Source organism: Achromobacter pestifer (assembly GCF_013267355.1).
Taxonomy (GTDB): domain Bacteria; phylum Pseudomonadota; class Gammaproteobacteria; order Burkholderiales; family Burkholderiaceae_B; genus Achromobacter; species Achromobacter pestifer_A.
The window spans coordinates 4,145,253-4,163,366 of sequence record NZ_CP053985.1 but is presented as its reverse complement, the minus strand read 5'-3'; the positions used below and the strand labels follow the sequence as shown (position 1 = coordinate 4,163,366).

Sequence of the window (18,114 nt, the reverse complement as noted above, 5' to 3'; positions counted from 1 at the left end):
GGTCAGGCCACGGGGCAGGTCGCGTCTTCGGCCAGCACGATGAGCGGGTCGCCCGCGTTCACCGGTTTGCCGGGCACGCAGCGGATCGCGACCACGGTTCCCGAAGCGGGCGCGATGACGGACAGCTCCATCTTCATGGCCTCGACCACCACCAGCGTGTCGCCGGCCGATACGCTTTGGCCCACCTGCACCGGGATCTTCCAGATGTTGCCGCACATGTCGGCGCTGACCAGGCTTTCGCCTTCCTTCAATGCCGGCCCGGCTTCGGGCTCGGGCGCGGCCGCGTCCTGATCCACCGCGGCATCCTCGCTTTTCCATAAGGCGACCTCGGCATCGAAGGCGCTCTTCTGGCGCGTCTGGAACGCGGCGATGCTGTCGGCCTCTTGCGCCAGGAAGCGCTGGTGCGCGGCGAAGTCGAACACCTCTTCCTCGATGCGGACCGTGGCCCGGCCTTCGCGGAAGTCCTCGCGTAGCAGGTCGAGTTCGGCCTCGGTCACCGGATAGAAGCGCACCTGATCGAAAAAGCGCAGCAGCCAGGGCTTGCCATCCTGGAACACCGGATTCTTCAGGAACTTGTTCCAGATCGGCAAGGTGCGTCCGACCAGTTGATAGCCGCCGGGCGAATCCATGCCGTAAATGCACATGTAAACGCCGCCTATGCCCACGGTGCCTTCGGCCGTGTAGGTACGGGCGGGGTTGTACTTGGACGTCAACAGGCGGTGGCGCGGATCTATCGGCACCGCGCAGGGCGCGCCCAGATACACGTCGCCCAGGCCCATGATCAAGTAGCTGGCGTCGAACACGATGTCGCGGACCTGCTTGCGGCTGGCCAGGCCGTTGATGCGCTGGATGAAATCCACATTGTTCGGCAGCCATGGCGCGCTGGCGCGCACGGTTTCCTGGTAGCGCTGCACCGCGCCCAGTGTGGCCGAGTCCTCGAACGCCATGGGCAGATAGACCACGCGGGTAGGCACCTTGAGCGTGGCCACGTCGGCCAGGCCGGTCTCGATCCGCAGCAGACGCTCGATCAGCGCGCCTTGCAGGATGACGCGGCTGTCGTAGCGGATCTGCAGCGAACGCACGCCGGGCGACAGTTCCAGCACGCCGGCGATGGGCTCGGCGCTGAGCGCCTCCATCAGCAGATGGATGCGCATGCGCAGCGCCAGGTCCAGCACGTTGTCGCCATATTCCAGCAGCAGGTAGCCGTCGCCCGCCTGGCGGTAGGAAACCGAAGGGCGTGCGCCCTCGGCCGGCAGCGCCGCGATGATGGGTTCCGCCACGGCGGCCGGCGCCACAGTCCGCCCGGCCTGCGCGGGCGCCGACAGCTCGGCCACGCAGCGGTCCTGCGCCGCCTCCAGCGCCACCGCCTGCTGATAGTCGATGCGCACGAAGCGGATGCGGTCACCCGGCTTGACCTGCCCTACCTTCCACAGTTCGGCGCGGGCGATGGTGACGGGGCAAACGAATCCGCCCAGGCTGGGACCGTCGCGCGTCAGGATCACGGGGCTGTCGCCGGTGAAGTTGATGCTGCCGATGGCGTATTCGCAATCGTGGATGTTGGACGGATGCAGGCCGGCCTCGCCGCCGTCCTCCCGCGCCCAGGCGGGCTTGGGGCCGATCAGGCGCACGCCCAGCCGGTTGGAGTTGTAGTGGACTTCCCAGTCCGCGGCGAAGAAGGCCTCGATGGCTTCGGGCTGGAAGAAATCCGGCGCGCCATGCGGGCCGTAGAGCACGCCGATCTCCCAGGTGTTGCCATAGGCTGGGATCAAGCTTGCGGGCGCTGCCTGGGGCTCGGACACAGGCTCGGCGGCATTACTGGCCAGCTCCGGGCGGATCCGTGGCAGCATGTCGCCCACGCGCAAGGTGCGGCCGGCATGGCCGCCAAACTGGCCCAGCGCGAAGGTCGAACGGCTGCCCAGATAGACCGGCACGTCCAGGCCGTTGCGCACCGCCAGATAGCTGCGGCAACCTGACAGCGCGCGGCCGGTCGCCAGCACCTGGCCGGAACGCACGGCCAGCGGCGTCCACATGGGCACCGGTTCGCCGTCCAGGGTGGCGGCGCAGGCCGCGCCCGTCAGCGCCACGATGGCATCGCCGTGAAAGCGCAAGGTCGGGCCGACCAGCGTCGCCTCGATGCCGGCTGCGTCGGGCGCATTGCCGACGATGCGGTTGGCCATGCGGAAGGCGTAATCGTCCATCGGTCCCGAGGGCGGCACGCCGATGTCCCAGTAGCCCACCCGTCCCGGGTAGTCCTGCACGCTGGTGTAGGTGCCAGCGGCCAGCACCTCGATCGCCGCGGGCCGGTAGATGAAGGTCTCCAGGAAGCGCGTGGACAGCTCGCCGGCGCGAAAACGCGCGTCATCCACGATCTGCCGCAGATAGTCCAGGTTGGTGGCGATGCCGTGCAGGCGCGTGCCGGCCAGCGCGTGCGCCAGCTTGTCCTGCGCGGCCTCGCGCGTGTCGGCATGCACGATCAGCTTGGCCAGCATGGGGTCGTAGAACGCCGGCACCTCGGTGCCGGTCGCGACCCAGCCGTCCACCCGCACGCCTTCGGGAAAGAACACATCGGTCAATACGCCCGGCGAAGGCTGGAACTGGCGCAGCGGGTCCTCGGCATACAGGCGCACCTCGATGGACGCGCCTTGCGGCGCGCGCGACATGGCGGCGTAATCCAGCGCTTCGCCCGCGGCCACGCGCAGCATGCACTCCACCAGGTCCAGGCCCGTGACGGCTTCCGTCACGGGATGCTCGACCTGCAAACGGGTATTGACCTCCAGGAAATAGAAGCTGTCTCGCGCCGGGTCGTAGATGAACTCCACGGTGCCGGCGGAACGGTAGTTGACCGACTCGCCCAGCCGCACCGCGGCGGCGTGCAGCGCCTGGCGCGTGGCGGCGGGCAGCAGCGGCGCAGGCGTCTCTTCGATGACCTTCTGGTTGCGGCGCTGCACCGAACAATCGCGCTCGCCCAGGGCCAGCACGCGGCCGGCGCCGTCGCCGAAAATCTGCACCTCGACGTGGCGCGCGTTATCGACGTAGCGCTCGATAAAGGCGCCGCCGTCGCTGAAGAAGTGCTCACCCATGCGCTGCACGCTATCGAAGGCCGCGGTCAGCTCGGCCTCGCTGTCGCAGCGCGAAAGGCCGATGCCGCCACCGCCCGCCGTGCTCTTGAGCATCACCGGATAGCCGATGCGCTCGGCCTGCGACAGCGCGGCGCCCAGGCTGTCCAGCAGGCCCGTGCCCGGCGTCATCGGCACGCCGGCCGCGGCCGCCAGTTCTCGGGAACGGTGCTTCAGGCCGAACTCGCGGATCTGCAAGGGCGTGGGGCCGACGAACGCAATGCCCTCGTCTTCGCAGGCCTGCGCGAACTCGGCGCTTTCGGACAGGAAGCCGTAGCCGGGGTAGATGGCCTGCGCGCCATGCGCGCGGGCGGCGGCCAGCAGCAGGTCCATGCGCAGATAGCTGTCGGCGGCTTTTTCGCCGCCCAGGGCCACGGCCACGTCGGCTGCGCGCACGTGGGCGGCATTGCGGTCCGGGTCGGAGTAAACGGCCACGCTGCGGATGCCCAACCGCTTGAGGGTGCGGATGGCGCGGACGGCGATCTCGCCGCGGTTGGCAATCAGAACGGTATCGAACACGGTGCGACTCCCAGGTGTCTTGCGGGGGTTATCGAAAACGGAGATCAGGCCAGGCTGGCCAGGTAGGCGCGCCAGCCGCCGAACTCCGTGATGTCGCGCGCGCCCTCCAGGCCGCGCGGCTCGCAGATGAAGCCCTTGACCTGGCGGCCGTCCTCGAGCTCCAGCGTGCCGATGCCCAGCGGCGCCGGAATCTCGGCCACGAAGGCGCCGAAGGCGGCCAGCGGCACGTCCCAGAGTTCGACCTCGATGGGCGCGCCGCTCGCGGACTTCACCAGGCCGGGCTTGGGCGGCGTGGTATTGGCCAGGGCATACAGGCGGTAATCACCGGCCGTGCGCGCCGCTTCGACGAACACGGCGCGGCGCGAGGTCAGTTGATGGTTCAGCGGCATGCCGCGCAGGTGCGCACCCACCACCGACACGCGCACGGTGTCGCGCGCGGGCGCACCGGCATGGCCGGCAACTGGCAGCGGCGCGCCGGTGGCGCCCAACGGCAGGCCGAGGCACGCCTGCCACTGGCGTCCGAACTGCGCCAGCGCGTGGTCCTGCCATGCCATTCCGATCAGCGTGATGCCTGCGGGCAGGCCGTCGCCGCGCATGCCCGCGGGCAACGCCAGTGCCGACAGGTCTGCGAGATTGGCGAAGTTGGTGTAGACCCCCAGCCGCGAATTCAACGTCACCGGATCGGCTTCGAGTTGGGCAATGGTGTAGATCGAGGGCGCGGTCGGCACGACCAGCGCGTCAAAGCCTGCCAGCGCCTGATGGATGCGCCGCGCCAGTTCCGCGCGTCGGTACTCGGCCTTGAACGCGTCCAGCGCGCTGTAACCGGCGGCCTGTTCCACGATGCCGCGTACCACCGGATGGATGGCGCCTGGGTTCTGCTTCCACAGCGCTTCCACGGCGGCGAAGCGCTCGGCCACCCAGGGACCTTGATACAGCAAGGCCGCAAGCTCGTTGAACGGCGTGAAGTCGATCGGCTCGAGCGTCGCGCCGGACTCCTTCAGGACGCGCACCGCTTCCTCGAACGCGGCTGCCGCCTGCGCATCGCCGAAGAATTCCAGCTGCGCGGGTATCGCCAGCCGGGGCTGCGCGGGCCAGGGATGCCCGCTGCCGACAGGCTGGGCGCGCGAGTAGGGATCCCGCTCGTCCCAGCCCGCCGCGATGTCGGCCACCAGTTCGGCATCGTCCACCGTCAGCGCAAACACCGAGACGCAGTCCTGCGTGCGGCATGCCGGCACCACACCCGCCGTGCTGAGCCGCCCCTTGGTGGGCTTCAGGCCGACGATGTTGTTGAAGCCCGCCGGCACGCGTCCCGAGCCTGCGGTGTCCGTGCCCAGCGCGAACGCCGCCAAGCCGCGCGCCACCACGGAAGCGGAACCCGAGCTGGAGCCGCCGCTGACGTAGTCCGGATTGAAGGCATTGGCCACGGCGCCCAGCGGCGAACGCGTGCCCACCAGTCCGGTGGCGAACTGGTCCAGGTTGGTCTTGCCCACCAGGATGGCGCCGGCCGCGCGCAGGCAGCTGACCACGGTCGCATCCTGCTCTGGCGCATAGGCAAACTCGGGGCAGGCCGCCGTGGTGGGCCAGCCGGCGGCGTCGATGTTGTCCTTGACGGCGAACGGCACGCCATACAACGGCAAGCGCGTCAGGTCGCCGCCTGCCGCTTCGAGCAATCCGTGCAGCGCATCGAGCTGCCGTGCCAGCATGGCGCCGTCCACGCGCTTGATCCAGGCATTGTCCGGTGCGCTGCCGCGTTCGGCCCAGGCGGCCAACAAGGTCTCGGGCGTGGCGCCCTCGTTGCGGTAGGCGGCCTGCCACTGCGCGATCGTCCAGGCGAGCGGGCCCTTCTGCGTTGCTACGGCGTTCATGCTGGAATCCTTTCTTGTATACAAGTACGGATTCCCAAGCAATCGGCGTGCCATGTTGGCCGCCGCCTCGCGCCTGCCCCTGTTCCCTGCGGCAACGCGCCGCCTGCGGCCCGATGCCAGCGCGGCGGCGCGGCGCGCGCGCACCGCCAGCGGGCGGCGTGCGCACCCATGTTGTGCACGCGGCACCAGATCGGCTCCTGCCGCCTCGCGCGCCGCCATCGCAGGCGCGCGTTTCGTCTTCTCCCTACATATAGCGGACCGTGCGTGCGCGCGCGGTTGGCATGCCTTTTGCTTTTAGGTCCTCGTTGTCGGGTGTTTTCAGATCGTTCTCGCCGGCGCGGCCGGCACATTCCATTCAGGAGTCACCATGAAACGCAGACTAGCCCTTAAGCAACTGACCGCCGTGAGCCTGTTGGCCATGTCCGGATGGATGCCGCAGGTACTCGCCGCCGAGGACACCATCAAGGTTGGCATCCTGCATTCACTCTCGGGCACGATGGCGATCTCGGAAACGTCGCTCAAGGACGTGGCTCTGATGACCATCGACGAAATCAACGCCAATGGCGGCGTGATGGGCAAGAAGCTCGAAGCCGTGGTGGTGGACCCCGCGTCGAACTGGCCGTTGTTCGCCGAGAAGTCGCGCCAGCTGCTGTCCCAGGACAAGGTGGCGGTTGTCTTCGGCTGCTGGACCTCCGTGTCGCGCAAGTCCGTGCTGCCGGTGTTCAAGGAACTCAATGGCCTGCTTTTCTACCCCGTGCAATACGAAGGAGAGGAGCTGGAGAAGAACGTGTTCTACACCGGCGCCGCGCCCAACCAGCAAGCCATACCCGCCGTCGAATACCTGATGAGCGAAGACGGCGGCGGGGCCAAGCGCTTCGTGCTGCTGGGCACCGACTATGTCTACCCGCGCACCACCAACAAGATCCTGCGCGCCTTCCTGCATTCCAAGGGCGTCAAGGACAGCGACATCGACGAGGTCTACACGCCCTTCGGCCATTCCGACTACCAGACCATCGTCGCCAACATCAAGAAGTTCGCCACCGGCGGCAAGACCGCCGTCATCTCCACCATCAACGGCGACTCCAACGTGCCTTTCTACAAGGAACTGGGCAACGCCGGCCTGAAGGCCACCGACGTGCCGGTGGTGGCGTTCTCGGTGGGCGAAGAGGAATTGCGCGGCGTGGACGCCAAGCCGCTGGTGGGCCACCTGGCCGCGTGGAACTACTTCCAGTCGGTCAAGAACCCGGTCAACGACGCCTTCATCCAGAAGTGGAAGGCCTATGCCAAGGCCAAGAACCTGCCCAACGCGAATACGGTGGTGACCAACGATCCGATGGAAGCCACCTACATCGGCATCCACATGTGGAAGCAGGCGGTGGAACAAGCCAAGACCACGGACGTGGACAAGGTGATCGCAGCCATGGGCGGCCAGAAATTCAATGCGCCCGACGGCTACACCATCGAGATGGACCAGACCAACCACCACCTGCACAAGCCGGTCTACATCGGCGAAATCAAGGCGGACGGCCAGTTCAGCGTGGTGTGGAAGAGCAAGGGTCCGATCCGCGCCCAGCCCTGGAGCCCGTACATTCCGGGCAACGAAGGCAAGCAAGGTCTCTAACGCACTGGGAACAAGCAGCCATGCGCATCGCGGCAATCGCACTCTACTTGCGTCGTTTCCTGCTGGCATGGCTGGTGTCCCTGCCGCTCGCGGCCGCCCCGGCGGCGGCTGGTGGCGTGGACCCGGCCTTGCTTGCGCCACTAGCCGGCGACGACACGGACGCCAAGCTCCAGGCGATTGCCGCGCTGGGCCAGTTGCCCGAACCCGAGGCGGCAGCGGTGCTGCAGGCGCTGGGCGAGGACCGGCTCCATGCCGCCAATGATGGCCGCGTGCTGATCGGCAACGGCGGCGCGCGCGCCACCGACGCGGCCACCGGCGCCGCCGCCGAGCTGCCCGCGGACGCGGGCGCCATAGGCATCAACAACCGCCTGCGCCGCGCCATCGAGGCCGCGCTGGCCGGCTCGCGCCTGTACTCCGAACAGCCCGCCGAGCGACTGGCGGCGGCTCGTCGCCTGCAACAGACCGGCGACCCGGCGCGCCTGCCCATGCTGGAAAAGGCCTTGGCCGCGGAAAAGAACGAGGCCGTGCACGACGCGTTGCTGATCGCGCAGGCCAATCTCGAATTGAAAAGCAGCGATCCCGCCAAACGGCGCCACGCGGTGGAGCTGCTGGGCGGCACCCGCAACGCCGCATTCCGCCCCACCTTGGCGGCGCTGGTCCAGGATCGCGATGGCGTCCCTGCCGAACCGGATGCCGGCGTGCGCGCAGCCGCCGAACAGGCGCTCAAGCAAATCGACCGACACCTGGCCACCATCGAATGGGCCGGCAACCTGTTCTACGGCATCAGCCTGGGCAGCGTGCTGCTGCTGGCGGCGCTGGGCCTGGCCATCACCTTCGGCCTGATGGGCGTGATCAACATGGCGCACGGCGAGCTGCTGATGATCGGCGCCTACGTGACCTACGTAGTGCAGACGGCGTTCCGCGCCTGGTTGCCGGACTGGCTGGACTGGTACGTGCTGGCCGCGTTGCCGCTGGCCTTTGCCGTGACCGCGCTGGTCGGCATGGCGCTGGAGCGCACCGTCATACGCTGGCTCTATGGCCGGCCGCTGGAAACGCTGCTGGCGACCTGGGGCATCAGCCTGATGCTGATGCAGGGCGTGCGCACGCTGTTCGGCGCGCAGAACGTGGAGGTGGGCAATCCCAGCTGGATGTCCGGTGGCGTCACGGTGCTGGGCGGACTGGTGCTGAGCTACAACCGCCTGGTCATCATCGGCTTCGCGTTCTTCGTGGTGTTCCTGGTCTGGGCGCTGCTGAACCATACCCGCCTGGGCCTGTTCGTGCGCGCCATCACGCAGAACCGCCGCATGGCCGACTGCGTGGGCGTGCCCACCGGCCGCGTCGACATGCTGGCCTTCGGCCTGGGCTCCGGCATCGCCGGACTGGCGGGGGTGGCGCTGTCCCAGCTGGGCAACGTGGGCCCGGACCTGGGCCGCGGCTACATCGTCGATTCGTTCATGGTGGTGGTGCTGGGCGGCGTGGGCCAGCTGGCCGGCACCGTCATCGCGGCGCTCGGCCTGGGCGGCATCAACAAATTCCTGGAACCTTACGCGGGAGCCGTCATGGCCAAGATCACCATCCTGGCGCTCATCGTGCTGTTCGTCCAAAAGCGGCCGCAAGGCCTATTCGCCCCCCGCGGCCGGAGCGTCGAATGAAACAGAACGCGCTGACTGACCTGAATCTGCTGACCCGCCGCCCGCTGTTCTCTGGCCGGGTGTGGACCGCCCTGGCTGCGGCCGTGGCGCTCCTGGCGCTGCTGCCCCTGCTGAATCTGGTTTTCCCGCCCGGCCACGCGCTGCATGTGTCGGCCTATGCCGTGGCGCTGCTGGGCAAGTTCATGTGCTACGCCATGGCGGCGCTGGCGCTGGACCTGGTGTGGGGCTATGCCGGCATCCTGTCGCTGGGACATGGCCTGTTCTTCGCGCTGGGCGGCTATGCGCACGGCATGTATCTGATGCGCGCCATCGGCCGCGACGGCGTCTACCAGAGCGACCTGCCCGACTTCATGGTGTTCCTGGACTGGAAGAGCTACCCCTGGTACTGGTCCTTTACCGAGCACTTCTGGTACGCCATGCTGCTGGTCGTGCTGGCGCCCGGCGCGCTGGCCTTCGTGTTCGGCTACTTCGCCTTCCGCTCGCGCATCAAGGGCGTGTACTTTTCCATCATCACGCAGGCGCTGACCTTCGCCGCGATGCTGCTGTTCTTCCGCAACGACACGGGCTTCGGCGGCAACAACGGCTTCACCGACTTCAAGCGCATCCTGGGCTTCGACATCACCGCGCCCGGCACGCGCGCCGCGCTGTACTGGATCACGCTGGCCGCGCTGGCGGGCGCGCTGGTCCTGGCGCGCGCGGTCACGCAGAGCAAACTGGGCCGCGTGCTGACCGCCGTGCGCGATGCCGAAAGCCGCCTGCGCTTCATCGGCTACGACCCGCTGGGATTCAAGCTGTTCGTCTGGACGCTGTCCGCGGTGCTTTGCGGCATCGCCGGCGCGCTCTACGTGCCGCAGGTCGGCATCATCAACCCCAGCGAAATGTCCACCGAAACCTCGATTGAAATGGTGATCTGGGTCGCCACCGGCGGGCGCGGCACGCTGGTCGGCCCCATCATCGGCGCGGGCGCCGTCAACGGCCTGAAGACCTGGTTCACCAGCGTGCTGCCGGAGTTCTGGCTGTACGCGCTGGGCCTCATCTTCGTGCTGGTGACGCTGTTCCTGCCCACCGGCATCGTCGGCCTGGCGCGCCGCATCTCCGCCCGCATCCAGGGGAACAAGGCATGAGCAGCACGCACATCGAATCCACCGCGCTCGACGGCGGCCCCAGCGGCGACGCCGGCTACGGCCGCGTCAGCCCCAAGGGCCTGGACACCAGCCACGGCGCCATCCTCTACCTGGAAGGCATCACGGTCAGCTTCGACGGCTTCAAGGCCCTGAACGACCTGACGCTGGACATAGGCGTGGGCGAACTGCGCTGCATCATCGGCCCCAACGGCGCGGGCAAGACCACGATGATGGACGTCATCACCGGCAAGACCCGACCCACCTCCGGCACGGCCTACTTCGGCCAGAGCATAGATCTCACCACGCTGAACGAAGCGCAGATCGCGCATGCCGGCATCGGCCGCAAGTTCCAGCGACCCACGGTGTTCGAGCAGCACAGCGTGTTTGAAAACCTGGAGCTGGCGATGAAGACCGACAAGCGCGTGCGGTCCACGCTGTTCGCCCGGTTGAGCGGCGAACAGGCCGACAAGATCGGCGAGACGCTGGACCTGATCCGCCTGCGGCCCGAGGCGGCGCTGCCCGCCGGGCTGCTGTCGCACGGCCAGAAGCAGTGGCTGGAGATCGGCATGCTGCTGATGCAGGAGCCGCAATTGCTGCTGCTCGACGAGCCGGTGGCCGGCATGACCGACGCCGAGACCGAACGCACCGGTGAGCTGCTCAACGAATTGCGCGGACGCCATTCGCTGATGGTGGTGGAGCATGACATGGACTTCGTCAACCAGATCGCGGGCGACGGCAAGGTCACGGTGCTGCACGAAGGCTCGGTGCTGGCCGAAGGGCCGATGAGCAAGGTGCAGGCCGATCCGCGGGTCATCGAAGTCTATCTGGGGCGCTGAGATGCTGGACGTGAACGCGATCGACCAATACTACGGCGGCAGCCACACCCTGCGCGGCGTGTCGCTGTCCCTGCGCCAGGGCGAATGCCTGGCACTGCTGGGGCGCAACGGCGTGGGCAAGACCACCCTGCTCAAATGCGTGATGGGCGTGCTGCCGGTGGCGCGCGGCGACATCGCCTTCGACGGCGCGGATGTCACTCGCCTGGCGCCGCACCAGCGCGCCGCGCGCGGCATGGCCTATGTGCCGCAGGGCCGCGACATTTTCGCCCGGCTGACGGTGGAAGAGAACATCCTGATGGGCATGGCGGCCAAACCCGCGGCGCGCGCCCGCCGCATCAAGGACGAGGTGTACGAACTGTTCCCGGTGCTGCGGACCATGCTGTCGCGCCGCGGCGGCGATCTGTCCGGCGGACAGCAGCAACAGCTGGCCATTGCCCGCGCCCTGGTGGCCGAACCCAAGCTCATCATCCTGGACGAGCCCACCGAAGGCATACAGCCGTCCATCATCAAGGACATCGCCCGGGTCATCCACCTGCTGCGCCAGCGCGGCGACATCGCCATCCTGCTGTGCGAGCAGTACTTCGACTTCGCCCGCGAGCTGGCGGACCAGTTCGTGGTGCTGTCGCGCGGCGAAGTGGTGGCGCGCGGCGACCGCGGCGCCATCGACGGCGAGGACGTGCGGCGGCATCTGTCGGTCTAGACCCGGTTCGATGCGGCATTTTTTTGCCGCCAACCTCTGGACGGCAGCCCCATCTGCTCCGATATAATCGGGCGCCATGTGCTCCGCTGCCTACCTGACCCGCCCCGCCGTGTGGATCGCGCTCGTCGCGATCCTGTGGGCGTCGTTGGCGCCGTCGCTGGCGCATGCGTTGAACCTGTCTCCGGCCAGCCACAACGTCCATCGCATCAGCGTCGACTTCTGCACCAGCGAAGGCGCGGGGCAAGCGTCCTTGACCCTGGAGGTGCCGGGCGGCAGCAATGACGGCACCCAGGCCGACGATCATGGCGACAGCCATCATTGCCCGCTTTGCCGCAACCCCAACGCCGACGTGGGCATTCTGCCCGCGCCCGTTCCCGTCGTGCCCGCCCCCCTTGGGCGTGCCATCACGTACCCGCCGCTGTTCTTCCTTGCGGCGCATCCTCTTCATGCCTGGAGCGCGGCCCAGCCGCGCGCACCGCCCACGGTCTGAGCCGGCGCGTCCCGCCGCCTGACGGCGGCCGGTTTGCGTCCACAGCTGTTACCCCGCCGCCACGTTCCGTCCGCGCCCCCCCCGGCGCGTCCGGATGCGTGCAGTCATTCAGGCTCATGCGTCCCGGCCAGCCCCGCCCGCTTCCGCGAGGGCCGCCGGGCGCGCGGGCCGGACCACCGGTTCCAGACATGAAGAAAACCACGACCTACACCCTGCTGCTGGGCGCGCTCGCCAGCGGCTCCGCCCAGGCCCTGACCACCGAGCCCGCCGTGCCCACCCTGGCGCCCACCACCGTGCACGGCGCCGCCGCCGAAGAACCCGCGCCGAACGGCCCCATCGACCTGAACGTGCGCGACAGCACCGGCAGCCGCCTGGGCCTGACCCTGCGCGAAACCCCCGCCAGCGTCACGGTGATCTCGCGCGAACAGATCGAGGCGCGCGGGTCCTTGAACACGCAGGAGATCGCGCGCGGCATCCCCGGCGTGGACAATGCTTCCCCGCCCGGCAATGCCGGCGCGGTCAGCTACCGCGGTTTCTCCGGCGGCCAGGTCTCGCAGCTGTTCAACGGCATTTCCGTGCAGTACGACTCCATCGCCGCGCGGCCGGTGGACAGCTGGATCTACGACCGGGTCGAAGCGATAGGCGGCCCCTCCACCTTCCTGTTCGGCGCGGGCGCGGTAGGCGGCGCCATCAACTACGTCACCAAGCTGCCCGAGCGCGACACCTTCTACGACGGCCAGCTGCGGCTGGGATCGTTCGACAGCCGTCAGGCGTCGGTCGGCCTGAACCAGCAACTGGCGGGCGAACCCGGCGGCCGCGGCCACTATCTGCGCATCGACGCCAACACGGGATCCAGCAACGGCTGGGTCGACGGCAACCATTCCCGCGCCAGCCAGATCGCTGCCTCGCTGCTGTCCGACCTGGGCGCGGACGTGACCCAGACCTTTGCCTTCGAATACCAGCGCGAACAGGTCGACCGCCCCTACTGGGGCACGCCCCTGAAAACCGACGCCAACGGCGTGGTGCAAGGCACGGGCCGCATCCTGGATGGCACGCGCTTCAAGAACTACAACGTCAATGACGGCCTGTACGAGCAGTCGGTGCTGTGGGCGCGGTCCCTGACCGAATGGCGCGCGAGCTCCAATCTGACCTTCAAGAACACGCTCTACTACTACCGCGCCGAACGCGATTACCGCAACCTGGAAAACTACCGCCTGAATGCCGGCAACAGCCTGGTGCTGCGTTCCGGGGCGCTGTTGCAACGGCACGAACAAAGCCTGATCGGCAACCGCGTGGAAGGCCTGTACCGTTCCACCCTGGCCGGCCTGCCCAGCGACTGGTCCTTCGGCGTGGACGTCAGCCAGAACAAGATCACGCGCTATCCCACCAGCCTGCCCGCGCAGGTCGACGCGGTCGATCCCTACGACTTCTCGCCCGGCGATTTCTACGACATTCCCGGCATGAAGCGCGGCCATGTCGCCGACCGCGACAACCGCATCCGCACGCTGGCGCTGACGATGGAAAACCGCACCACGGTACTGCCGGGCGTGGCCATCGTATCGGCATTGCGCAAGGACTTCATCGACATGGACCTGACTAACCGCCGCGCCGTCACCGCCGCCTCGCCCGCCAGCGCGCAGCGCAGCTACTCGCCGCTGACCGGACGGCTGGGCGTGAACTGGGAGCTGAGTCCGGAAGCCTCGCTGTACGCGCAGTACGCCACGGCGGCCGATCCCCCCTCGGGCATCCTGGCCACCGCCTCGTTCGCCGACGTGCTGAACAATGACAAGCTCACCACCGGCCGGCAGGCCGAGGTGGGCGGCAAGTTCAACTTTTGGGACGGCCGCGGTTCGGCCACGGTGGCGCTCTACGAGATCAAGCGCAAGAACATGGCGACCTCGGACCCGAACAACCCCGGCGTCAGCGTGCCCGTGGGCGCGCAATCGGCGCGCGGCATCGAACTGGCCGGCGGCCTGCAACTGACCTCCCAACTGTCCCTGCAGGGCAACGTCGCCTTCGTCGATCCCAAGTACGACGACTTCTCGCAATCCGTGGGCGGCGTGGCGGTATCGCGCAATGGCAACGTGCCCACCAACACCCCGCGCCGCCTGGCCAACGTCTGGCTGGACTATGCCTTCCTGCCCGACTGGACCGCCAGCATGGCCGCGCGCTACGTCGGCCGCATGTACGCGGACGCCGCCAACAGCGTCTGGACGCCGTCCTACACCGTGTTCGACGCGGCGCTGTCGCACCGCATCAACCGCAACCTCAGCGTGACGGCGCGCGTGCGCAACCTGACCGACAAGGTCTATGCCGCGAACGCGACGCCGACCATGTACTACCTGGGCGCCCCCCGCTCGGTCGAGCTCACCTTGCAGGCCCGCTTCTAAGCGGCGCGCCAGGACAGACCGCCATGAACACGACGCTATCCTCCTCGTCCCGCCATCGCGCCGGACCGCCGTTGCCGGCGCGCGCCAAGCGCTGGCTGTACCTGATCCACCGCTGGGCAGGCATCGTGCTGTGCCTGTTCTTCGCCATGTGGTTCATCTCCGGCGTGGTGATGATGTACGTGGGCTATCCCAAGCTCACGCCACAGGAACGCCTGGCGCATCTGCCGCCGCTGGACGCGGCGTCCATCGCCGTGACGCCCTCGCAGGCGCTGGCCGCGGCGGACGTTCAGGACTCCGCCGGCATGGTTCTGGCCGCCGCTCGCGGCGGCGCGCCGGTCTATCTGGTGCCGGACGGGGCGCGCCGCGCGCCCAAGGTGGTGGACGCGGCCAGCGGCGCCCTGCTGCCTGCGGCCGATGCCGCGACCGCACTGGCGACGGCGCAAGTCTGGTCCGGCGGGCAGTACCCCGCCCGCTACGAGGGCACGGTGGAGGAGGACGCCTTTACCCATTCGCGCGCGCTGACCCCTGACCGGCCGCTGCACCGGGTAGATCTGGACGATCCCGCGGGCACGCGGCTCTACATCTCGTCCGCCACCGGCATGGTGGTGCTGGATGCCACGCGCGCCGAACGCGGCTGGAACTACGCGGGCGCCTGGATCCACTGGCTGTATCCGTTCCGCGGCAATGCGCTGGACGGCTGGTGGCATGACATCGTGGTGTGGCTGTCGGTGGCCGGCGTATTGCTGGCAGTGACGGGCACGGTGGTCGGCATCCTGCGCTGGCGCTTTTCGCGGCCCTATGCCAGCGGCAGCCGCTCGCCCTACCGTGAAAGCATGATGCGCTGGCACCACTTGAGCGGCCTGCTGTTCGCGGTCATCACCATCACGTGGATCTTCAGCGGGCTGATGTCCATGAATCCGTGGAAGCTGTTCAGCAGCGGCGCGCCGCCCTTGGCCCAGGCGGCCTATGCCGGCGCGCCGGGGGGCACGCTGGCCGCGCCCGGCGCGCTGATCGCGGCCCTACCCACCGCGCCGCGCGAACTGCGCTGGGCGCGCGCCGACGGCCAGGACGTGGTGCTGGCGCGTAGCGCCGCGGGCGCCCCGCTGGTGCTGTCCGCCGGCAACGCGCGGCCGCATGCGTTCGATCCGGCGGCCCTGCGCGCCGCGGCCGCCCGGCTGGTTCCCGGCGCCCGGCTCGCCAGCGCCGAAACGCTGGAGGCTTACGACTTCTATTACTACGCCCGCGACGAGCACGCGATGCTGGGCCATGTCGAAAAGCCCTTGCCCGTATGGCGGCTGGCCTATGACGATCCCCAGGCGACCTGGGTCTATCTGGATCCGCGCACGGGACAGATCGTGAGCCGGCAGGACAGCGGCGCGCGCGCCAGCCGCTGGCTGTTCGCGTTCCTGCATAGCTGGGACTGGACCGGCCTGCTATCGCGCCGTCCGCTGTGGGACGCCCTGCTGCTGTTCCTGAGCCTGGGCGGCGCCGCGCTCAGCCTGACCGGCGCGGTGATAGGCTGGCGGCGGCTGGGCAAGAAGCTGCGGGCCTGAAGCGCGGACACGGATGCACTATGCTCACAGCCTTGCATGACGATCTACCGGAAAGAGGAGCTTCCATGTCCGACGTAACCATCTACCACAATCCCAAGTGCGGCACTTCGCGCAACACCCTGGCCATGATCCGCAACGCCGGCATCGAACCCGAAGTCGTGCTGTACCTGGAAACGCCGCCCTCGCGCGCCGCCCTGAAGGCGCTGTTCAAGAAGGCCGGCGTCAGCGTGCGCGAGGCCTTGCGCGAAAAGGGCACGCCTTACCAGGAACTGGGCCTGGACAACGCGTCCCTCTCGGACGACGCGCTGCTGGACGCGATCGAACAACATCCCATCCTGCTGAACCGTCCCTTTGTCTCGACGCCGCTGGGCGCGCGCCTGTGCCGTCCGTCGGAACTGGTGCTGGACATCCTGCCGGCCCCGCAGCAAGGCGCGTTCGCCAAGGAAGACGGCGAAGCCGTGATCGACGCGCAGGGCAAACGCATCCAGAAGTAAAAGAACGCAGCCCGGCGCCTTTTGTAAGCGGACTGACGGCTGGGATCATTACCATCGCGGCAATCGTTTCATTACGCCGCGATGACAAGTCATGCATTCCCTTGAAAGCCTCAACCAGTCCCTTTTTCTTTCGATCAACGCCGACCCGGCCACCCCGGTCTGGCAGATCCACGCCGCCATGCTGGTGGCGAACCGGCTGATCCTGCTGGTGCCGGCCGTGCTGGCTGCCCTGTGGCTGTGGGGCGGCCGGCCGCAGCGCGATGTGGCGTTGAAGGCGCTGGCCAGCATCGCCGCAGCGCTGTTCGCAAGCTACCTGTGCGGCGCGCTGTGGCCGCATGCGCGGCCCTTCGCCATCGGGCTGGGACATGCCTTCTTCCCGCACAAGGCGACGTCCTCGTTTCCCAGCAACCACACCATCATCATCGCCACGCTGGCGTGCGCGCTGATCCACGACCGGCGCTGGGCCGGCTGGGGCTGGCTGACGCTGGCCGCGGCCGTCCTGGTGGGCGCTTCGCGCGTGTACCTGGGCGTGCACTTCCCGCTGGACATCGTGGGCGGACTCTTGCTGGCGCCGGTGGCCGCCGGACTGACCGCCATGGCATGGCGCCGCTGCGGCGAACCTGCCACGGGCGTGGCGCAGGGCCTGTACCGCAAGGTACTGGCCCTGCCGATCGCGCGCGGCTGGATCCGCGCTTGAAGGGAGACCGCGCTCAGTTGATCGCGACTTTGGCGTCCTTGACCAATTTGGCGTAGTTCTCGGTATCCGTGCCGATACGCGCCTTCATCTCGGCAGGCGTATCGCCGATCGGCACCGCGCCGATCTCGGCCATCCTCCGCGAGAAGTCGGGCGAACGGATGATCTTGACCATCTCGGCATTCAGCCGCGCCACCACATCCACGGGCGTGGCAGCCGGCGCCAGCACGCCGAACCAGGTCCCCATGTTGAAGGGCTTGAGGCCAGCCTCCTCCATGGTGGGCACATCGGGCAGCGCGGCCGAACGCTGATTGGTGGTGACGGCCAGCGCGCGCAGCTTGCCGCTCTGGATGTGCGCCAGCACCGGCGTCACGGTATCGAAGGACATGTCGATCTGGCCGCCCAGGAGATCGGTGGTCAGGGGACCGCTGCCTTTGTAGGGTACGTGCAGCAGTTGCACATGCCCTTCCTTTTCGAATTGCGCGCCGATCAGGTGCTGTCCCGTGCCCATGCCGTTCGAGCCATAGGTCAGCTTGCCCGGCTGGCCTTGCGCCAGCTTCAGCAGAGACTTCACATCCTGCGCCGGCAGCTTGGGATTGACCACCAGCACGTTGGGCACCAGGGCCACGGTGGTCACCGGCGCGAAATCCTTCTGGAAGTCGTAATGCAGGCTCTTGTAGACGCTGGTGGCGATGGTGTGGTGCACGGCGCCCATCAGCAGCGTGTAGCCGTCGGGCGCGGCGCGGGCCACGTAGTCCGCGCCCAGGGTCGAGCCCGCGCCCGGCTTGTTCTCCACCACCACCGGCTGGCCCAGGCTCTTGGCCAGCTCCTGGCCCAGCGCGCGCGCCAGCACGTCGGTGGTGCCGCCGGCCGGAAACGGCACCACCAGGTTCACGGGCCGGACTGGATAGCCCTGCGCCTGCGCGCCGCCGGCCAAGGACAGGCCCGCCAGGCAGGCCAGCGCCAGGACGCGCGCAGGGTTCGTTCTCTTGTGCATGCTTGTCTCCTCGGTACGAATGGAATTCGCTTTTTGTCGTGGAACCTGAAGCGGGCCTTGGGG

At 68.2% G+C, this 18,114-nt stretch carries 13 protein-coding genes; 10 read left to right on the top strand and 3 right to left on the bottom strand.

Translation table 11 applies throughout. From position 1 onward, the window contains the following. Positions 1–2: 2 nt before the first annotated feature. Positions 3–3,635 (bottom strand): urea carboxylase, encoded by a 3,633-nt coding sequence (uca, locus tag FOC84_RS19880; RefSeq protein ID WP_173145944.1) that lies wholly within the window; start codon positions 3,633–3,635, stop codon positions 3–5. 44 nt (positions 3,636–3,679) lie between these two features. Then, positions 3,680–5,500, bottom strand: a complete 1,821-nt coding sequence (gene atzF / locus FOC84_RS19875; protein WP_173145943.1) for an allophanate hydrolase — start codon at positions 5,498–5,500, stop codon at positions 3,680–3,682. A gap of 367 nt (positions 5,501–5,867) precedes the next feature. Between atzF and urtA the strand changes: the two genes are divergently transcribed. From urtA to FOC84_RS19825, 10 genes are all read left to right on the top strand, one after another. Then, positions 5,868–7,121 (top strand): urea ABC transporter substrate-binding protein, encoded by a 1,254-nt coding sequence (gene urtA / locus FOC84_RS19870; protein WP_088142350.1) that lies wholly within the window; start codon positions 5,868–5,870, stop codon positions 7,119–7,121. A gap of 20 nt (positions 7,122–7,141) precedes the next feature. Further along, entirely contained in the window at positions 7,142–8,773 is a 1,632-nt protein-coding gene (urtB, locus tag FOC84_RS19865; RefSeq protein ID WP_173145942.1) for an urea ABC transporter permease subunit UrtB, read from the top strand. Next, positions 8,770–9,897: an urea ABC transporter permease subunit UrtC gene (urtC, locus tag FOC84_RS19860; RefSeq protein WP_173145941.1), complete on the top strand. Its 1,128-nt coding sequence runs from the start codon at positions 8,770–8,772 to the stop codon at positions 9,895–9,897. Before urtB ends, urtC begins: the two co-directional genes overlap by 4 nt. Continuing rightward, entirely contained in the window at positions 9,894–10,733 is an 840-nt protein-coding gene (gene urtD / locus FOC84_RS19855) for an urea ABC transporter ATP-binding protein UrtD (protein WP_173145940.1), read from the top strand. The genes urtC and urtD overlap by 4 nt, the downstream gene beginning before the upstream one ends. 1 nt (position 10,734) lies before the next feature. Continuing rightward, positions 10,735–11,433 (top strand): urea ABC transporter ATP-binding subunit UrtE, encoded by a 699-nt coding sequence (urtE, locus tag FOC84_RS19850; RefSeq protein WP_173145939.1) that lies wholly within the window; start codon positions 10,735–10,737, stop codon positions 11,431–11,433. A gap of 76 nt (positions 11,434–11,509) precedes the next feature. Then, positions 11,510–11,923, top strand: a complete 414-nt coding sequence (locus FOC84_RS19845) for a DUF2946 domain-containing protein (RefSeq protein WP_173145938.1) — start codon at positions 11,510–11,512, stop codon at positions 11,921–11,923. Between the two features lie 188 nt (positions 11,924–12,111). Next, on the top strand, positions 12,112–14,313 hold the full coding sequence (locus FOC84_RS19840; protein ID WP_173145937.1) for a TonB-dependent receptor: 2,202 nt from the start codon (positions 12,112–12,114) through the stop codon (positions 14,311–14,313). Positions 14,314–14,336: 23 nt separating this feature from the next. Next, positions 14,337–15,866, top strand: coding sequence for a PepSY-associated TM helix domain-containing protein (locus FOC84_RS19835; protein WP_173145936.1), 1,530 nt, complete (start codon positions 14,337–14,339; stop codon positions 15,864–15,866). 65 nt (positions 15,867–15,931) lie between these two features. Next, positions 15,932–16,360, top strand: a complete 429-nt coding sequence (gene arsC / locus FOC84_RS19830) for an arsenate reductase (glutaredoxin) (RefSeq protein WP_173145935.1) — start codon at positions 15,932–15,934, stop codon at positions 16,358–16,360. A gap of 91 nt (positions 16,361–16,451) precedes the next feature. Then, the gene (locus FOC84_RS19825; RefSeq protein ID WP_173145934.1) at positions 16,452–17,057 is read left to right on the top strand and encodes a phosphatase PAP2 family protein; all 606 of its coding nucleotides are present in this window, start codon (positions 16,452–16,454) and stop codon (positions 17,055–17,057) included. 13 nt (positions 17,058–17,070) lie between these two features. Here FOC84_RS19825 and FOC84_RS19820 read toward each other — a convergent pair whose 3' ends face one another. Beyond that, positions 17,071–18,051: a Bug family tripartite tricarboxylate transporter substrate binding protein gene (locus FOC84_RS19820; protein WP_173145933.1), complete on the bottom strand. Its 981-nt coding sequence runs from the start codon at positions 18,049–18,051 to the stop codon at positions 17,071–17,073. Positions 18,052–18,114: the final 63 nt, after the last annotated feature.

Bases quoted from the DNA above. Each gene is read 5' to 3' on its own strand.
- FOC84_RS19835 (WP_173145936.1), top strand. From the start codon at position 14,337: ATGAACACGACGCTATCCTCCTCGTCCCGCCATCGCGCCGGACCGCCG.
- urtB (WP_173145942.1), top strand. From the start codon at position 7,142: ATGCGCATCGCGGCAATCGCACTCTACTTGCGTCGTTTCCTGCTGGCA.
- urtD (WP_173145940.1), top strand. From the start codon at position 9,894: ATGAGCAGCACGCACATCGAATCCACCGCGCTCGACGGCGGCCCCAGC.
- FOC84_RS19840 (WP_173145937.1), top strand. From the start codon at position 12,112: ATGAAGAAAACCACGACCTACACCCTGCTGCTGGGCGCGCTCGCCAGC.
- FOC84_RS19820 (WP_173145933.1), bottom strand. From the start codon at position 18,051: ATGCACAAGAGAACGAACCCTGCGCGCGTCCTGGCGCTGGCCTGCCTG.
- urtA (WP_088142350.1), top strand. From the start codon at position 5,868: ATGAAACGCAGACTAGCCCTTAAGCAACTGACCGCCGTGAGCCTGTTG.
- urtC (WP_173145941.1), top strand. From the start codon at position 8,770: ATGAAACAGAACGCGCTGACTGACCTGAATCTGCTGACCCGCCGCCCG.
- FOC84_RS19845 (WP_173145938.1), top strand. From the start codon at position 11,510: ATGTGCTCCGCTGCCTACCTGACCCGCCCCGCCGTGTGGATCGCGCTC.
- arsC (WP_173145935.1), top strand. From the start codon at position 15,932: ATGTCCGACGTAACCATCTACCACAATCCCAAGTGCGGCACTTCGCGC.
- urtE (WP_173145939.1), top strand. From the start codon at position 10,735: ATGCTGGACGTGAACGCGATCGACCAATACTACGGCGGCAGCCACACC.
- FOC84_RS19825 (WP_173145934.1), top strand. From the start codon at position 16,452: ATGCATTCCCTTGAAAGCCTCAACCAGTCCCTTTTTCTTTCGATCAAC.
- atzF (WP_173145943.1), bottom strand. From the start codon at position 5,500: ATGAACGCCGTAGCAACGCAGAAGGGCCCGCTCGCCTGGACGATCGCG.